Origin of the sequence: Pseudomonas hunanensis, assembly GCF_013393325.1 — a bacterium.
GTDB lineage: Bacteria > Pseudomonadota > Gammaproteobacteria > Pseudomonadales > Pseudomonadaceae > Aquipseudomonas > Aquipseudomonas putida_P.
Genome location: NZ_QJRC01000098.1, coordinates 128,004 through 142,965 on the forward strand (window position 1 = coordinate 128,004; position 14,962 = coordinate 142,965).

The window sequence follows — 14,962 nt, forward strand, 5'->3', positions numbered from 1 at the left end:
CGCGTCAGCCGCCGAAAACAACAACATTCTGTAACCGGAGCTTTCCATGGGCAAACTCGCTCTCACTGCCAAGATTACCCATGTACCGTCCATGTACATGTCCGAACTGCCAGGCCCGCGCCAGGGCTTTCGCCAGGCAGCCATCGACGGGCATCACGAAATCAGCCGCCGCTGCCGCGAGCTGGGCGTGGACACCATCGTCGTGTTCGATACCCACTGGCTGGTCAACGCCAACTACCACGTGTTGTGCGGGCCGCATTTCGAGGGTGTGTACACCAGCAACGAACTGCCGCACTTCATCAGCAACATGCCTTACGCCTTCCCCGGTAACCCCGAGCTGGGCAAGCTGCTGGCAGAGGAATGCAACCGTTTCAATGTCGAGACCATGGCCCACCACGCCACCACCCTCGCCCCGGAGTACGGCACCCTGGTGCCGATGCGCTACATGAACCAGGACCAGCACTTCAAGGTGGTTTCGGTCTCGGCACTGTGCACCTCGCACTACCTGGCCGACAGCGCCCGCCTGGGCTGGGCCATGCGCAAGGCAGTAGAAGACCACTACGACGGCACCGTGGCATTCCTGGCCAGCGGTTCGCTGTCGCACCGCTTCGCGCAGAACGGCCAGGCGCCGGACTTCGCCACCAAGGTGTGGAGCCCGTTCCTGGAAACCCTTGATCATCGCGTGGTGCAAATGTGGCAAGACGGCGAGTGGGAAGCCTTCTGCGGCATGCTCCCTGAATACGCCGCCAAAGGCCACGGTGAAGGGTTCATGCACGACACGGCGATGCTGCTCGGTGCGCTGGGCTGGTCCGACTACGACGGCAAGGCCGAGGTGGTCACGCCCTACTTCGGCTCTTCCGGCACCGGCCAGATCAACGCGATCTTCCCGGTTACCCCACAGGATGGCAGCGCCATCCCTGTAGCCCAGGCCGCCAACCCGGCAGCCGTGGTGTCCACCAGCCGCCTGTAATTCACCTGCTTGCGCCTGGCCGTCCCGGCGGATGGCGGGCGCGGCTCGCCGAGGATACCCTTCATGCCACACCTGGTTCTGCTCTACACCCCCGACCTGGAAACCGATGCCGACATCCCCGGCCTATGCCGCGCCTTGGCCGACACCATGCTCGAACAGCGCGATGGTGAAGGCAAAGCTGTGTTCCCCACCGGCGGCACCCGCGTGCTGGCCTACCCCGCCGCCCATAGTGCAGTGGCAGATGGCAAGGGCGAATACGGTTTCCTGTACGCCAACCTGCGCATGGCCACCGGCCGCAGCACCGAGGTGCACAAGGCGGTGGGCGACAGCCTGCTGGCGGTGTTGAAAGCCCGCCTGGACCCACTGCTGCAACAGCGCCCAATCGGCATCACCGTACAGATCGACCACAGCACCGCCCAAGTCTACGACGCCAAGCACAGCACCTTGCACCCATTGTTCAACCGCTAGCGCGCCGGCTCGAAAGCCCCTTCCCCGCCTCATTGAAGAACAAGTACAAAAACATGAGCACACTCGAACACGCCTCGCCACGCGAGGCACACACTGAAAGGGTCGACAGTACCCACCGGGCAGTCACCTGGCGGCTGATGCCGCTGCTGCTGGTGTGCTACCTGTTCGCCCACCTGGACCGCATCAACATCGGCTTCGCCAAGATGCAGATGAGCCAGGACCTGCATTTGTCCGACACCGTCTACGGCCTGGGCGCCGGGCTGTTCTTCATCGCCTATGCGCTGTTTGGCGTACCCAGCAACCTCATGCTCGACCGGGTCGGCCCACGCCGCTGGATCGCCTGCCTGATGGTGGTGTGGGGGTTGTTGTCGACCAGCATGCTGCTGATCGAAAGCAGCAGCGCGTTCTACCTGCTGCGCTTCGCCCTGGGCGCGGCGGAGGCCGGGTTCTTCCCAGGTATCCTGGTCTACCTCAACCGCTGGTACCCGGCCGGGCGGCGCGCCCAGGTGACGGCGCTGTTCGCCATTGCCGTGCCATTGGCCGGAGTCGTCGGCGGGCCGGTGTCCGGGGCCATCCTGGCCTTCATGCACGACACCGCAGGGCTGCGTGGCTGGCAGTGGATGTTCCTGCTCGAAGGCGCACCTGTGGTGCTGCTGGGCCTGGTGGTGCTGGCCGTGCTGCCGGAGCATTTCGAAAAGGTGAGCTGGCTGGACGATCAGCAGAAAGCCACGCTGCGCGCGCAATTCGGTGAGGAAGAACAGCGCAAGCCGGTGACCTCGTTCAGCGCCATTTTCGCCAGCCGTGCACTGTGGCTGCTGGTGGCGGTGTATTGCGCGGTGATGCTGGCGGTCAACACCCTGGCGTTCTGGATGCCCAGCCTGATCCACAGTGCCGGGGTGGCCAGCGACGCCAGTGTCGGCCTGCTCAGCGCTGTGCCGTACGTGGCCGGCTGCGTGTTCATGCTGGCCTGCGGCCGCTCCAGCGACCGCCTGCGCGAACGCCGCTGGCACCTGTGCGTCCCCCTGCTGATGGCCGCCACCGGCATCGCCATCGCAGCCCTTGCCCCCGAGCAGGCGTGGCCGGTAATGGCCGGCCTGGTGCTGGCCGGCATGGGCGCCAGCGCTGCGCTGCCGATGTTCTGGCAACTGCCGCCGGCCTTCCTCAACGCCCGCACCCAGGCCGCCGGCATTGCTCTGATCAGCTCGCTGGGCAGCATCGCCTCGTTCTTCACGCCCTACTTCATCGGCTGGGTGCGCGACACCACCCACAGCGCCAGCCTGGCCCTGTATGTGCTCGCCATCTTCATCGCCCTGGGTGGCCTGCTGGTGCTGCGCACCCGAGCTGCCATCGTCAACCCTTGAATCAAGAGACTGTCCCCATGCTAGACAACGCTTTCATCCAGCAAGCCGCCGAACGCCTCGACCAGGCCGAACGCTCCCGCGAGCAAGTGCGCCAGTTCTCGCTGGAGCAGCCCGCAATCAGCGTCGAAGACGCCTATGCCATCCAGCGCGCCTGGGTGGCGAAAAAGATCGCCGCCGGGCGCAAGCTGGTGGGCCACAAGATCGGCCTGACCTCGCGTGCCATGCAGGTGTCGTCGAACATCACCGAGCCCGACTATGGCGCATTGCTCGACGACATGCTGTTCGATGAAGGCAGCGACATCCCCTTCGAACGCTTCATCGTGCCGCGCGTTGAAGTGGAGTTGGCGTTCATCCTCGGCAAGCCGCTGAAAGGCCCCAACGTCACTGTTTTCGATGTGCTGGAAGCCACCGAATGGGTGATCCCGGCGCTGGAAATCATCGATGCGCGCATCCAGCAGGTGGACCCGCAAACCCAGGCCACCCGCAAGGTGTTCGACACCATTTCCGACAACGCCGCCAATGCCGGCGTGGTGATGGGCGGACGGGCCGTGCGCCCCACCGAGATCGACCTGCGCAAAGTGCCGGCAGTGCTCTACCGCAACGGCGTGATCGAGGAGTCCGGTGTCAGCGCCGCGGTGCTCAACCACCCGGCCAAAGGCGTTGCCTGGCTGGCCAACAAGCTGGCCCCGTACGACGTCACCTTGCAGCCCGGCCAGATCATCCTCGGTGGTTCGTTCACCCGCCCGGTGGCCGCACGCCCAGGCGATACCTTCCACGTCGACTACGACATGCTCGGCGCCATCGCCTGCCGCTTCGTTTGAGGACCAGCCCATGGACATGCCCATCAACCACTTCAAGCAACGCCTGTGCAGCGGCGAGCCGCAGGTCGGCCTGTGGCTCGGCCTGGCCGATGCCTACTGCGCAGAGCTGGCCGCCAATGCCGGTTTCGACTGGCTGCTGATCGACGGCGAACACGCCCCCAACGACCTGCGCGGCATGCTCGCGCAGTTGCAGGCGGTGGCCTCCTACCCCAGCCAGGCGGTAATCCGCCCGGTAATCGGTGATACCGCGCTGATCAAGCAGGTGCTGGACATCGGCGCTCAGACCTTGCTGGTGCCGATGGTGGAAAGCGCTGAACAGGCGCAGCAACTGGTCAAGGCCATGCATTACCCGCCCAACGGCATTCGTGGCGTGGGCAGCGCACTGGCACGGGCATCGCGCTGGAACACCATCCCCGGCTACCTGGACCACGCCGATGAACAGATGTGCCTGCTGGTGCAGATCGAAAACAAGGAAGGCCTGGCCAACCTGGACGAGATCGTTGCGGTGGAAGGTGTGGATGGCGTGTTCATCGGGCCTGCGGACTTGAGCGCAGCCATGGGCCATCGGGGCAACCCTGGGCATCCAGAGGTGCAGGCAGCGATCGAGGATGCCATCGTACGCATCGGCAAGGCGGGCAAGGCTGCAGGTATTCTCAGCGCGGATGAGAAACTGGCGCGACGTTATATCGAGCTGGGTGCGGCATTTGTGGCCGTCGGTGTGGATACCACGGTGCTGATGCGCGGGCTGCGCGAGCTGGCAGGGAAGTTCAAAGATACGCCGATGGTTGGCAGTGCCGGGGGGAGTGTCTACTGAGGTATCTGTGTGGATGGCACCGGCCTCTCCGGTGCCATCCACAGCGAGATCAGATGTTGATAAGTGCCTTGAGCACTGTCTTGAAAGTCTCCAGCTGCTCTTCACTGAACTGCCCGAACACCTTGTCCTGCTGTTCCCGGGCAATGGTCCACAATGCCTCGGTCTCGTCCACGCCCTTCACCGACAACCGCACACGTCCGTCATCATCGGCAATCAACCCTTTGCGCTTGAGGTTGGCCACCGCTTCCTCGATCTCCCGCGCCGGCATCGCCACTTCCCGTTGCAGGTCGTTCAGGCTCAGCCCCGCATCGTTCTCCAGCACCATCAGCATGCGCGCCTCGCTGGTACGCAGGCCGGTGCACAACTGGCGTGGCTGGTAGTCGGCCTGGTAGGCGCGCAATGCCTGGGTCATCAGGTAATACAGGTTGTGTTGCAGGCGGCCCTGGAAGTGGCTGCTGGGTGCCTGCCCTTCTGCACGCTGGGTCATGCGGGTATGTGGCAGCACCATGGAATAGGCGCCCTGGTGGTACAGCAGCGGCGAGCGGCCGAAATCATCGAACGCCACCACCCTGCCTATCAGGATCCAGTGATCGCCACCGTCCAGTTGCTGGTACTTTTCACACTCGAAGCGTGCCGCGCAATCGACGAACAATGGCACGCCGCCAACGCCCGTCTCGTAGTCGATACCGGCAAAGCGGTCCTCTTTGGGCCGGGCGAAGTTGTTGGACAGGTCGATCTGGTCCGCAGCCAGAACGTTCACGGCAAAATGCGAGGCCTCTTCGAACACTTCATGGCTGGTCGAACGTTTGTCGATGCTCCACAGGATCAGCGCCGGGTCCAGCGACACCGAGTTGAAACTGTTGGCGGTGACGCCCACCTTGCGGCCACTGGGGCCGGCTGCGGTCACCACGGTAACGCCGGTGGCGAAGTTGCCCAGTGCGCGGCGGAAGGCACGCGCGTCGAAGGTTTCATTGGACATGCAAGACTCCCGGGCAGGCCTGGCAGCCCGCCCTGATTGTTGTTGTGCTTGTGAGGGATGGTTGAAACGGAAAGCGACTCAGACCATGGTCGGGTCGGGCTCCAGGCCCATCAACTCGCGGCCGAGGATCTGCGCGCAAACGTCGTAGTCGGTGTAGGCATGGGCGCCGGTCATGTGCGAATCGCGGAACAGGCGTTGCAGTTCGTTGCTCTCGAACCAGGCGCCACCACCGGCCGCTTCCATCAGGCGGTCCACGGCCTGGATGCACAGTTTCACTGCATAGCCCTGGTTGGTGCGCCAGAATGCCAGCGTGCCACGCGAGGGGTATTCATGGCGGGCGCTGTGCTCGGCAATTTCGTCCCAGCTTTTTTCCAGCAGTGCCCGGGCGGCGGCCACCTGATGGGTCGATTCGGCCAGGCGCATCAGCGCCGGGGTAGCAGCGCCCACGGCAGCACCGGTGTAGGCACGCACGCGGTTGCGGGTTTTCTCGCGGAACACCTCCAGCATGCGCTCGGCAACGCCGAGGCTCACGGTGGAAAAACCGCTGGCGAAGTACGGGCGGTATGGGGCGAAGAAGATCTTGCTGTCCGGGTACAGGCCAAAGCCCGCCGACTTGCCCTCCATCATGTCCTTGGCTTTCTGGATACGGTGCTCAGGCACGAACGCGTCACGCACGATCAAGGTCTTGCTGCCACTGCCGCGCATGCCCACGGCATACCAGTCATCACGGATTTCATAATCGCTGCGCGGCAGGATGGCGAAGCAGTAATCCTGAGTGCCTTCGGCATTGTTGCGGCGAAAACCTACGATCGCCCACTCGGCGTGGTCGCAACCAGAACTCCAGCCCATCTCGCCGCTGAACGACACGCCACCCTCGACCTCTTCGGTACGGCCAAATGGCGCGATACTGCTGCTGGCAGTGGCATCCGGGTCGCTGCCCCACACCTCCTGCTGCAGCTTGGGCGAGAACATCGCCATCTGATGGCTGTGGGTGCACAGCAAGCTCATGGCCCAGGCGGTGCTGGCGCAGGCGCCCGCCAGCTGGGCGATGCACTCGGCGAATTGCGGCAGGGTGATTTCCATGCCGCCGTAGTGTTTGGGCAAGAAAGCGCGGTGCATGCCGATGCTTTTCAGCAGGGTGATGTTCTCTGCCGGCACGCTGCGGTCCTGTTCTGCACGCATGGCATTGGCGGCGATGGTCGGCAGGATGGATCTCAGGTCTTCCAGCAGGGGGTTTGGCTTTTTCATGAACGGTCTCTTTCTTATTGGATTCGAAGACGCGTTCAGTATGTGAGCCGCGATTGGGCGGCGGAATGCACGTTACGAGGGGAACATTGCACTTTTCATGGCGTGCAGAAATTGCCCAGCCACAAGCATTGACCCGTGCATTTGCGATCACCACAATCCCACCCATATGACGCGCGCGGCCTGCCGCGCCCCTGACGGAGCGATGCTGTTGAAAGACCTTTCCCCTTCTGCGGTGCGTGTGTGCGATGCCGCCGTCGGCCACTTCGCCGAGTATGGCTACGATGCCTCTTCGCTGAACGAAATCGCCCAGCTGGCCGGCATGCGCAAGGCTTCACTGTATGCACACTTCGCCAACAAGGATGCTTTGTTCGTGGAGGTGTTCCAGCGTGCGCTGGTGCAGGAAACGACGTTTGTCGAACAGGGTTTTGCGCAGGAAGATCGCGACGGCCTGGCGCCCGGGCACTGGCTGGCCTTGCACCTGGCCGAGCGTTATCGCGGCTCCGCTGCGCTGCGCTTCGTGTTGCGCACGGCCTTCCTGCCCCCGGCGGGCATCAAGCCGGTTGTCACTTGCGGCTTCGAAAAGTACCTTGACGGCATACGCGAAGGGTTCTGCAAGGCCCTGCAAGCTCGGAACAACTGGGCTGATGAGCAGCAAAGCCGCCTTGCGCTGTACGCCGATGCCTACCTGGGCATCATCGACAGCCTGTATGTAGAGCTGATGTACGCAGGCCCCGCCGCCTATGAGCGGCGCGCGACAGCCTTGCTGAAAGTGCTCGAAGACTCGCTGTCACTCAACCGCTGACGGCTGGTGCGTCAGGGTTTGATCCGCTTCATTTCATCCAGCAACTGCATCAGTTGCTGCAGCTTGTCCTCGCCAAACTGGGCGAGGATCTTGTCGTAGTTGCGCGCCATTTCCTCACTCATCGCCACAAATGCCTGCTGCCCCGCGTCGGTCAGGTTGATGAACACCCGGCGCTGGTCTTCTGCCGACTTGCGCCGCGCCACGATCCCATCGCGCTCCAGGCGCTTGAGCACACCACTCATGCTGGGTTTGAGAATGCACGCCAGCTCAGCCAACTGATGGCTTTCCAGCTCGCCTTGCTGGCGCAAGATACGGATTACCCGCCATTGCTGCTCGGTCAGGTCATGGGCATTCAACGCTGGGCGGAAAAACGCCATGGTGGCTTCGCGCGCCTGCAACAGGGTCAGGGTCAGGGAGGGTCTTGGTGTGGTCATGCGGGCTCGTGGGGCTGGGAATAGCAAACCGGCGAGTATGCCAGTGCACAATCATTAATACATTAATAGAATGTTTTCTACCCATTGCCAAGAAGCAGCGCCAGCCGCCGATTGCGTGTGGCAGGCTGGTTACACTTGCTGGCAGGCAAGCGCAAGACAGCTGATGATCGGCAGGCGCTCAATGGCCTCATGTGCCAGCGCCCGGCAAACGGCCCTATCACAATTCCAATTCAGCAGGCTGCGTCATGATCACCCTCGAGAGCCCCACGTATTACTCGGCGACCAAGAAGTACAACCTGAATTTCCCCACCCTGGAAAATGACATCGAAGCCGATGTCGTGGTGATCGGCGGTGGCTTCTCCGGTATCAACACCGCGCTGGAGCTGGCAGAACAGGGTGTGGCCAATGTGGTCGTGCTCGAAGCCCGCTACCTGGGCTACGGCGGTACCGGGCGCAACGGTGGGCAGATCATGGCAGGTATCGGCCACGACCTGGAAAACATCCGCAGCAGCGTGGGTGACCAGGGCGTGAAGGAAATGTTCGAGATCAGCGAGCTGGGCGCAGGCATCATCAAGGAACGCATCGCCCGCTACGCCATCGACGCCGACTTTTGCCACGGCTATGGCTACATGGGCTTCAACCACCGCCAGGAACAAACCCTGCGCAAGTGGGAAAAGGCATTCAAGGCAATCAACACCCGCGACGATATCCGCTTTCTCGGCGGCAGTGAGGTGCACCAGATCATCGGCAGCACCGCCTACAGCAGCGCCCTGCTGCATATGGGCGGTGGCCATGTGCATTCACTGAACCTGCTGCTGGGCGAAGCACAGGCGCTGGTCAGCCATGGCGCGCGCATCTTCGAACACAGCCCGGCCCTGGAAGTGACCTACGGCGAACGCATCAAGGTACGCACCGGCCGCGGTTCGGTACGCGCCAGCAAGCTGCTGTGGGCGTGCGACAGCTTCCTCAACAAGCTGGAGCCGGAGCTGCACGCACGCACCATCAACACCTATGCCTTCCAGATGATGACCGAGCCGTTGCCGGATGAACTGATCGAGCGCATCAGCCCGATACGCGGTGCCTACAGCGATATCCGCCCGGTGATCGACTACTACCGGGTCACGCGTGAGAACCGCCTGCTGTTCGGGGCCGCCACCCCCTTCGTCGAGCACGTTCCGCTGGACCTGAAGGCCTGGAACCGCGCGCTGATGCTGAAGATTTTTCCCTACCTGAAAAACGTGCGCATCGACCTGGCCTGGGGCGGACCAATGGCCACCAGTGCCAACCTGTTTCCGCAAATCGGCACCCTCGGCAACCGGCCCAATGCCTTCTACGTGCAGGGTTACTCCGGCTTTGGCGTCACCCCCAGCCACATCATCTGCAAGATCCTCGCCGAGGGCATGCTCGAAGGCTCCAGGCGCTATGACCTGGTCAGTTCGGTCAAGCATGCGCGCATCCTCGGCAAGGACTACCTGCGCCCGCTGCTGCTCACCGCCGGCAAGACCGTGCACCAGCTGTCTGGCTACTTCAACGGCCGCCGCTGAACCTGTTCGACTCAACCCTGGAGAACTGCCATGACCCTTACCGCCGCCAAGCAAGGCGTACAATTATCCGAACTCGATGCCTGGGGCAGCGTTGCCGATTTGGGCTCGGAAATACTCGAAGGCGACGTGAAAGCCTTTGGCAAGATGACCTACGGCGCGCCTGAAGACGCGGTCAGCAGTGCTTATTTCGGCACTACGCGCGGCAAGTTCCGCATGGTCTACCCGTTCGACGAACAGGCCGTGATCGTGACCGGCGAAATCCAGCTGACCGATGAATCCACCGGCCAGGTCACCCGCTACAAGCCCGGTGATGCCTGGTTCGTGACCAAGGGCACCCCGGTGCTTTGGGAAGTGTTGAGCGATTCATTCGTCAAGCATTACCTGGCGGTGGCCTGAGCCCGGTAGTCCTTGGGCGAGCGTTCGAACTGTTTCTTGAACGAACGGCTGAAATGCGCCGAGTCGGTAAACCCCCACTTGTAGGCGATCGAGGTGATCGACTCGCCCTTGAAGAACGGGTTGGCCAGATCATCGGCGCTGCGCATCAGGCGCGCCCGCTGAATGTAGCGGCACACGCTGTCCCCCTCCTCCTCGAACAGCCGATACAGGTGGCGCACCGAGATGTTAAGGCGCCCGGCAAGGTTGGCTGGGGTCAGCCCAGGCTGTGACAGCGACTCGTCGATCACCTGTTGCACATAGCCGCGCAGGTTGGCACCGCTCAATGCCCCAAGGTTGCCCGGCGCCTCGCCATTACGCTCGAAGCCCGGCTCCAGCAAGGCGATGAAGGCGGTCTGCAGCGCATCACCCTGGGCACCATCACCGCTGACGTTGCCGTCCTTGCACAGCTGGTCCATCAACACATGCAGCATGCGCCCGCAGGCGTTGCTCGACGATATCTTGCCGAACATCGGGCCGCTGCCCTGCACGTACTTGCGCACCTGCTCGCGCGACAGCGCCAGCGAGACATGCTCGATCAGGCCGCTAGGGGTGATTTCACAACGCCCGACCGAATCCATCAGCAGCAGCTCACCCGGCGCCAGGCTAACCTGCAGGCCACCCTGAGATACAGTGGAGTGACCCGCACGCTGGCTGACCAGAAAGCAATGCTGGTCATCGTCGAGCGTGGGGTTTTCGCCCAGCCGACGGATGTTGCCGGCATTGGTGCGCAGGTTGGCCAGCGGCAAGCCAGCGCGGGAAAAGGTGGAGACCTCGCCGATGAACAGCGAGTGATTGGACGCAAGCTCCGTCTCGAAACGGCCACAGATCTGTTGCATGGCCGTGGTCCAGCGTTCCAGCCCCTGACGGTTGGATTGTTGAGTATGCATGGCTGCCCTCGACGCAGGATTTGTTGTTATGCGCACATTGTTAACATGTTATCAATGCACGCACAACTGTCATCATTTGTCGTTAGACACAGCAAGGCATGTGCCAAGCTGCGTCAGAGGCTGGGGAGCAAACGGCTGAACTGAGCCAGGCTGGCCATCAGGTGCGCCCGCTGTTGCGGGCTGATAGGGATGTAGCGACGAAACGCCGGCATACGGTTGACCACTTCGCTGCCGCCCATGTGCTCCAGCGTCAGCAGCCATTGACCGTCGCGACAGGCCAGGCTCAGGCGCTTGAAATCCAGCGGCATCAGCGCCGCCACCAGCGCGGTCTGCTGCAGCAAGCGGTCGCGCAACTGAGCGAAGCGCGCCCGATCACCCTTGCGGTACACGCAGGCAAGGCCGGTACGGCGCAGCGCACCGGTATGGCGCAGCTCCAGGCTGACCTCGCCTTGTTGCGGGGCAGGCAACTGCAGCTGGAACTCACAGGTGACGATGTGCATCAGCAGGTGGGCCTCGACGCGTTCGTGCACCTTGGCCTGCCAGCCCTGAGCCGGGTCGTGGAGCACCCCCGCAACTGCAAGGTCCTGCTGCCCCAGGTTGCGCGCCAGGCACATCAGCGTCGCCCCTGGGCGGTAACCTGAAGGCGCCCGAGGCGCCAGCAGGTGCTCACGCAAACTTCTGATCATGCTGCAGGTGCTCCACGGCGTGGCCAGGTTCGGCGGCGAATTCTTTCTCAAGCACATCCTCGACCCGCGCCGGCTTGAACGGGTTGACCTTCTGCACGCACAGCGTCCAGAACAACGCGTAGGCCGCCGTAGCACCGAGCATGATGGCGAACGGCACGTAGACATCGGCGGGGTTCATGCCTGGCGGCGTGATGAACGCCATGCCGATCAGGATGCCGCTGCTCGAGAGGATCTGCGGCAGCGGGAACAGCGGCGAGCGGTAGGCACGCGGCAGGTCCGGGCGACGGATGCGCAAAATCACCACCGATAGCGTCACCAGCAGGTAGGCGGTGCTCCAGGCGCACACGGCGGCCAGCACCAGGTGCAGGATGTTGTCCGGGTTGCCACCCAGGTACCAGGCATGCAGGCAAGGGATCAACGCCACCACCAGAATGCACAGCAGCGGCGTCTTGAAGCGCGGGTGCAGGTAGGTGAACACCTTGGGCAACGCGCCGTCGACCGCCATGCCATAGAGAATGCGCGGTACGCCGGCCATCAGTGTGTTGATGGTCGCCGCACCGGCGAACAGGAATCCGATACCAAGCCACACCGGGCCGATGTCGCCCATCACCTGCTCGGCGAAGCGCGGGATGGCCATGGGCGTGTCCAGCAGGTGCACGCCACTGGCGGCATCCAGCACCACGTTTTCCACCTGGCGCTTCATCGCCGCACCGTAGATGAACATGCAACTGGCAACGCCGAACAGGCCCAGCGCCATGGCCCGTGGCAGCACCCAGGCCGAGCGTCGCAGCTCGGGCGCCAGCGGCGTGACGAACTCGCAGCCGACGAACATGAACATGGCCATGCCGACCAACGACAGGATGGTCATCAGGTCGGTGCCCACCAGCGACACGCCGAACGGGCCGTCCAGCTCCACCGCAGGTGCTGCGATCAGGCCCAGCACGCCGAACACCATCAAGGTGGTCCACATGCCGAAGGTCAGCACCACTTCGGCGCGGCTGAACGCGCTGACGCCAAAGGCATTGAGCACCGCGAACGCCACCACGAAACACACCCCCAGCAACCACGAACCACCGGCTGACTCTGCCAGGGTGTTGAGGTGCTCGAAGTTCACCAGCGCCATCACCCCCGACAGGATGGTTTCGGCGGTACCGGCGAACACATGCACGATCAGGTAGGCCGACAGTGTGCCGGTGATGGCGAAGAAGCGGCCCATGCCGCAGTTGATGTAGTCGTACACCGAGCCCGTGGTCGGCAGGATCGACGCGGCCTCGGCAAAGGTGGTGGATTGCGCCAGCATCATCAGTGCGGCAATGACCATGGCCACAGCGAAGGCGCTGCCGCCGATGCCAAAGCCCATGGTTGCGGTGAGGATCACCGGGCTGGCCATGATCAGCCCGACGGTGCTGGCCAGTGCGGTGGGGAAACCGACCGTGCCGCGGTTGAGGTGCTCGGTGAGCTTGTTATTGAGTGACATCGTTATGCCCCGGCTTGTTTTTGTGGCGTTGAACGAGTGATTACTGTGCGCTGCAGGTGGCATGCCGTCTTGCCGATGGCTGCCGCCGGGCTTGTTGCTGCCTGCCAGCAATCAGCTCCAGAGCCTGGCGATGCCCCTGTAGGAGCGGCCTTGTGTCGCGATCGGGCCGCAAAGCGGCCCCGGCGATATTGGCTGTGATGCAAAAAACGGGGGCTGCTGCGCAGCCCGATCGCGACACAAGGCCGCTCCTACAAGGGATCGCGCAAGGCTGACTCATCGCTTGGCAGCCACAGTCATGCCCCTGTCACGCAGGCACAAGAACCGCTCTGCCCCGCTCACTAAGCTGCAAGCTTTGGCCACCTGCCCCGGAGTTTGCATGAGCGACATCACCCTCCTACCTGCCGTCACGGCCTTCCTGGCCCGCGAGCATGGCGTGTTCATCCACGGCCAGCACCTCGCCAGCCAGTCGTCGTCGACAATCGCCGTGGTCAACCCAGCCAACGGCCAGACCATCGCCCACATCGCCGACGCCAACCAGGCCGATGTCGACCATGCCGTCAGCTCCTCGCGCCAAGGCTTTGCCACCTGGTCGCACACCAGCCCCGCCGCCCGCGCGGCGGTGCTGTTCAAGCTGGCCGACCTGCTGGAAGCCCACCGCGAAGAGCTGGCGCAGCTGGAAACTGTGCAGTCCGGCAAACTGATTGGTATCTCCCGCGCCTTCGAAGTAGAGCAGGCCGCGCACTTCCTGCGCTACTACGCCGGCTGGGCCACCAAGATCACCGGCCAGACCATCACCCCGTCGCTGCCCTCGTTCGCCGGTGAGCGCTACAGTGCCTTCACCCTGCGCGAGCCGATCGGCGTGGTGGTGGGCATCGTGCCGTGGAACTTCGCCACCATGATCGCCATCTGGAAGCTGGCCTCGGCCCTGACCACCGGCTGCAGCATCATCCTCAAGCCGAGTGAATTTACCCCACTGACGCTGCTGCGCATCGCCGAACTGGCCACACAAGCCGGCCTGCCGGCCGGGGCGCTGAACGTGCTGACCGGTGGCGGCCTGGTGGGCAAGGCACTGATCGAGCACGCCGGTACCGACAAAGTTTCATTCACCGGCTCGGTCCCAACCGGCATCGCCGTCGGCCAGGCTGCCATGGGTGCCAAGCTGACCCGGGCGACACTGGAACTGGGTGGCAAGAATGCGGTGGCCTTCCTGCCCGACGTGGCAACCGACAAGGCCGTGGACGGCATCATCGAAGCCGGCTTCCTGCACTCGGGGCAAATCTGCGCGGCTGGCGAACGCTTCTACGTGCACCGTTCGCGCATCGACCCGTTGCTGGACGCGCTGTCCCAGCGCCTGGGCCAACTGAAGATCGGCTCGCCGCTGGACGAATCCACTCAGTTCGGCCCGGTGGCCAACAAGCCACACCAGCAGAAGCTGGCGGAACTGTTCGCCACTGCGCGCGCCGAAGGTAGCCAAATCATCCATGGCGGCAAGCTGGGCGACGGCCCCGGTTGCTTTGTCGAACCGACGGTAATCCTCGCCAGGTCGGCCAACGACACCCTGCTCAACCAGGAAACCTTTGGCCCGGTGGCGACCTTCCTGCCGTATGACGACGAAGACGAGCTGCTGCAGTTGATGAACGCCTCGCCCTACGGCCTCAGTGCCAGCCTGTGGACCAACGACCTGGGCAAGGCCATGCGCATGATCCCGCAAATCCAGGCCGGCACCCTGTGGGTGAACATGCACACACTACTCGACCCGGCTGTGCCGTTTGGTGGCATCAAGGCATCCGGCGTTGGCCGCGAGTTCGGCTCGGCGTTCATCGATGACTTCACCGAACTCAAGTCGGTGATGATTCGCTACTGACCACACCCCTTGGCCAAGGCGTGCAAACGCCTTGGCAGCCACGAACAAGACCCCGCCCTACCGCACACGCCCTAATAGGCCATCGCCGCCAACCGCGATGGCCCCTCGCCAGACCGAGGGTGCCCGCGAACAACAAGGGCCGCCTTGCAGGCGGCCGAGAAAAACGAGGGAT

At 63.4% G+C, this 14,962-nt stretch carries 15 protein-coding genes; 9 read left to right on the forward strand and 6 right to left on the reverse strand.

The window, feature by feature from the left end; genetic code table 11:
- Nucleotides 1-46 precede the first annotated feature (46 nt).
- From hpaD to hpaI, 5 genes are all read left to right on the forward strand, one after another.
- A complete protein-coding gene (gene hpaD / locus DM807_RS22235) occupies nucleotides 47-970 on the forward strand; it encodes a 3,4-dihydroxyphenylacetate 2,3-dioxygenase (protein WP_012273111.1) in 924 nt (307 codons plus the stop codon).
- A gap of 63 nt (nucleotides 971-1,033) precedes the next feature.
- Nucleotides 1,034-1,438, forward strand: a complete 405-nt coding sequence (locus tag DM807_RS22240; protein ID WP_012273112.1) for a 5-carboxymethyl-2-hydroxymuconate Delta-isomerase — start codon at nucleotides 1,034-1,036, stop codon at nucleotides 1,436-1,438.
- A gap of 53 nt (nucleotides 1,439-1,491) precedes the next feature.
- Nucleotides 1,492-2,799: an MFS transporter gene (locus tag DM807_RS22245; protein ID WP_012273113.1), complete on the forward strand. Its 1,308-nt coding sequence runs from the start codon at nucleotides 1,492-1,494 to the stop codon at nucleotides 2,797-2,799.
- A gap of 17 nt (nucleotides 2,800-2,816) precedes the next feature.
- Nucleotides 2,817-3,620: a 2-oxo-hept-4-ene-1,7-dioate hydratase gene (gene hpaH, locus DM807_RS22250; protein WP_012273114.1), complete on the forward strand. Its 804-nt coding sequence runs from the start codon at nucleotides 2,817-2,819 to the stop codon at nucleotides 3,618-3,620.
- A 10-nt stretch (nucleotides 3,621-3,630) separates the two neighbouring features.
- The gene (hpaI, locus tag DM807_RS22255; protein ID WP_179027934.1) at nucleotides 3,631-4,434 is read left to right on the forward strand and encodes a 4-hydroxy-2-oxoheptanedioate aldolase; all 804 of its coding nucleotides are present in this window, start codon (nucleotides 3,631-3,633) and stop codon (nucleotides 4,432-4,434) included.
- 49 nt (nucleotides 4,435-4,483) lie between these two features.
- Here the strand turns inward: hpaI and DM807_RS22260 are convergent, their stop codons facing one another.
- Both DM807_RS22260 and DM807_RS22265 read right to left on the reverse strand, forming a co-directional pair.
- The gene (locus DM807_RS22260) at nucleotides 4,484-5,413 is read right to left on the reverse strand and encodes a p-hydroxyphenylacetate 3-hydroxylase reductase component (protein WP_012273116.1); all 930 of its coding nucleotides are present in this window, start codon (nucleotides 5,411-5,413) and stop codon (nucleotides 4,484-4,486) included.
- Nucleotides 5,414-5,491: 78 nt separating this feature from the next.
- The gene (locus DM807_RS22265; RefSeq protein WP_012273117.1) at nucleotides 5,492-6,661 is read right to left on the reverse strand and encodes a p-hydroxyphenylacetate 3-hydroxylase oxygenase component; all 1,170 of its coding nucleotides are present in this window, start codon (nucleotides 6,659-6,661) and stop codon (nucleotides 5,492-5,494) included.
- Nucleotides 6,662-6,863: 202 nt separating this feature from the next.
- Between DM807_RS22265 and DM807_RS22270 the strand changes: the two genes are divergently transcribed.
- Nucleotides 6,864-7,463 (forward strand): TetR/AcrR family transcriptional regulator, encoded by a 600-nt coding sequence (locus DM807_RS22270; protein ID WP_060492724.1) that lies wholly within the window; start codon nucleotides 6,864-6,866, stop codon nucleotides 7,461-7,463.
- Nucleotides 7,464-7,474: 11 nt separating this feature from the next.
- Here the strand turns inward: DM807_RS22270 and hpaR are convergent, their stop codons facing one another.
- A complete protein-coding gene (gene hpaR / locus DM807_RS22275; RefSeq protein ID WP_012273119.1) occupies nucleotides 7,475-7,897 on the reverse strand; it encodes a homoprotocatechuate degradation operon regulator HpaR in 423 nt (140 codons plus the stop codon).
- Nucleotides 7,898-8,142: 245 nt separating this feature from the next.
- Between hpaR and DM807_RS22280 the strand changes: the two genes are divergently transcribed.
- Together DM807_RS22280 and DM807_RS22285 are read left to right on the forward strand one after the other, a co-directional pair.
- Nucleotides 8,143-9,441, forward strand: a complete 1,299-nt coding sequence (locus DM807_RS22280; RefSeq protein WP_179027935.1) for an NAD(P)/FAD-dependent oxidoreductase — start codon at nucleotides 8,143-8,145, stop codon at nucleotides 9,439-9,441.
- 30 nt (nucleotides 9,442-9,471) lie between these two features.
- Nucleotides 9,472-9,837, forward strand: coding sequence for a cupin domain-containing protein (locus DM807_RS22285; RefSeq protein ID WP_179027936.1), 366 nt, complete (start codon nucleotides 9,472-9,474; stop codon nucleotides 9,835-9,837).
- On the opposite strand, the gene feaR is transcribed toward DM807_RS22285, so the two are convergent.
- The 3 genes from feaR to DM807_RS22300 all read right to left on the reverse strand — a co-directional run bounded on the left by feaR (nucleotide 9,819) and on the right by DM807_RS22300 (nucleotide 12,926).
- Entirely contained in the window at nucleotides 9,819-10,763 is a 945-nt protein-coding gene (gene feaR / locus DM807_RS22290; RefSeq protein ID WP_012273122.1) for a transcriptional regulator FeaR, read from the reverse strand. The two genes, DM807_RS22285 and feaR, sit on opposite strands and share 19 nt — an antisense overlap.
- Before the next feature lie 113 nt (nucleotides 10,764-10,876).
- Nucleotides 10,877-11,449 (reverse strand): DUF3156 family protein, encoded by a 573-nt coding sequence (locus DM807_RS22295; RefSeq protein ID WP_012273123.1) that lies wholly within the window; start codon nucleotides 11,447-11,449, stop codon nucleotides 10,877-10,879.
- The gene (locus DM807_RS22300) at nucleotides 11,430-12,926 is read right to left on the reverse strand and encodes an APC family permease (RefSeq protein ID WP_012273124.1); all 1,497 of its coding nucleotides are present in this window, start codon (nucleotides 12,924-12,926) and stop codon (nucleotides 11,430-11,432) included. Before DM807_RS22300 ends, DM807_RS22295 begins: the two co-directional genes overlap by 20 nt.
- A gap of 376 nt (nucleotides 12,927-13,302) precedes the next feature.
- Here DM807_RS22300 and DM807_RS22305 point away from each other — a divergent pair, with 376 nt between their 5' ends.
- Nucleotides 13,303-14,790: an aldehyde dehydrogenase family protein gene (locus DM807_RS22305; RefSeq protein ID WP_012273125.1), complete on the forward strand. Its 1,488-nt coding sequence runs from the start codon at nucleotides 13,303-13,305 to the stop codon at nucleotides 14,788-14,790.
- The last annotated feature ends 172 nt before the right edge of the window (nucleotides 14,791-14,962 follow it).

Bases quoted from the DNA above. Each gene is read 5' to 3' on its own strand.
- DM807_RS22260 (WP_012273116.1), bottom strand. From the start codon at position 5,413: ATGTCCAATGAAACCTTCGACGCGCGTGCCTTCCGCCGCGCACTGGGC.
- hpaD (WP_012273111.1), top strand. From the start codon at position 47: ATGGGCAAACTCGCTCTCACTGCCAAGATTACCCATGTACCGTCCATG.
- DM807_RS22265 (WP_012273117.1), bottom strand. From the start codon at position 6,661: ATGAAAAAGCCAAACCCCCTGCTGGAAGACCTGAGATCCATCCTGCCG.
- DM807_RS22295 (WP_012273123.1), bottom strand. From the start codon at position 11,449: ATGATCAGAAGTTTGCGTGAGCACCTGCTGGCGCCTCGGGCGCCTTCA.
- feaR (WP_012273122.1), bottom strand. From the start codon at position 10,763: ATGCATACTCAACAATCCAACCGTCAGGGGCTGGAACGCTGGACCACG.
- hpaI (WP_179027934.1), top strand. From the start codon at position 3,631: ATGGACATGCCCATCAACCACTTCAAGCAACGCCTGTGCAGCGGCGAG.
- hpaR (WP_012273119.1), bottom strand. From the start codon at position 7,897: ATGACCACACCAAGACCCTCCCTGACCCTGACCCTGTTGCAGGCGCGC.
- DM807_RS22240 (WP_012273112.1), top strand. From the start codon at position 1,034: ATGCCACACCTGGTTCTGCTCTACACCCCCGACCTGGAAACCGATGCC.
- DM807_RS22285 (WP_179027936.1), top strand. From the start codon at position 9,472: ATGACCCTTACCGCCGCCAAGCAAGGCGTACAATTATCCGAACTCGAT.
- DM807_RS22300 (WP_012273124.1), bottom strand. From the start codon at position 12,926: ATGTCACTCAATAACAAGCTCACCGAGCACCTCAACCGCGGCACGGTC.
- DM807_RS22245 (WP_012273113.1), top strand. From the start codon at position 1,492: ATGAGCACACTCGAACACGCCTCGCCACGCGAGGCACACACTGAAAGG.
- hpaH (WP_012273114.1), top strand. From the start codon at position 2,817: ATGCTAGACAACGCTTTCATCCAGCAAGCCGCCGAACGCCTCGACCAG.
- DM807_RS22270 (WP_060492724.1), top strand. From the start codon at position 6,864: ATGCTGTTGAAAGACCTTTCCCCTTCTGCGGTGCGTGTGTGCGATGCC.
- DM807_RS22305 (WP_012273125.1), top strand. From the start codon at position 13,303: ATGAGCGACATCACCCTCCTACCTGCCGTCACGGCCTTCCTGGCCCGC.
- DM807_RS22280 (WP_179027935.1), top strand. From the start codon at position 8,143: ATGATCACCCTCGAGAGCCCCACGTATTACTCGGCGACCAAGAAGTAC.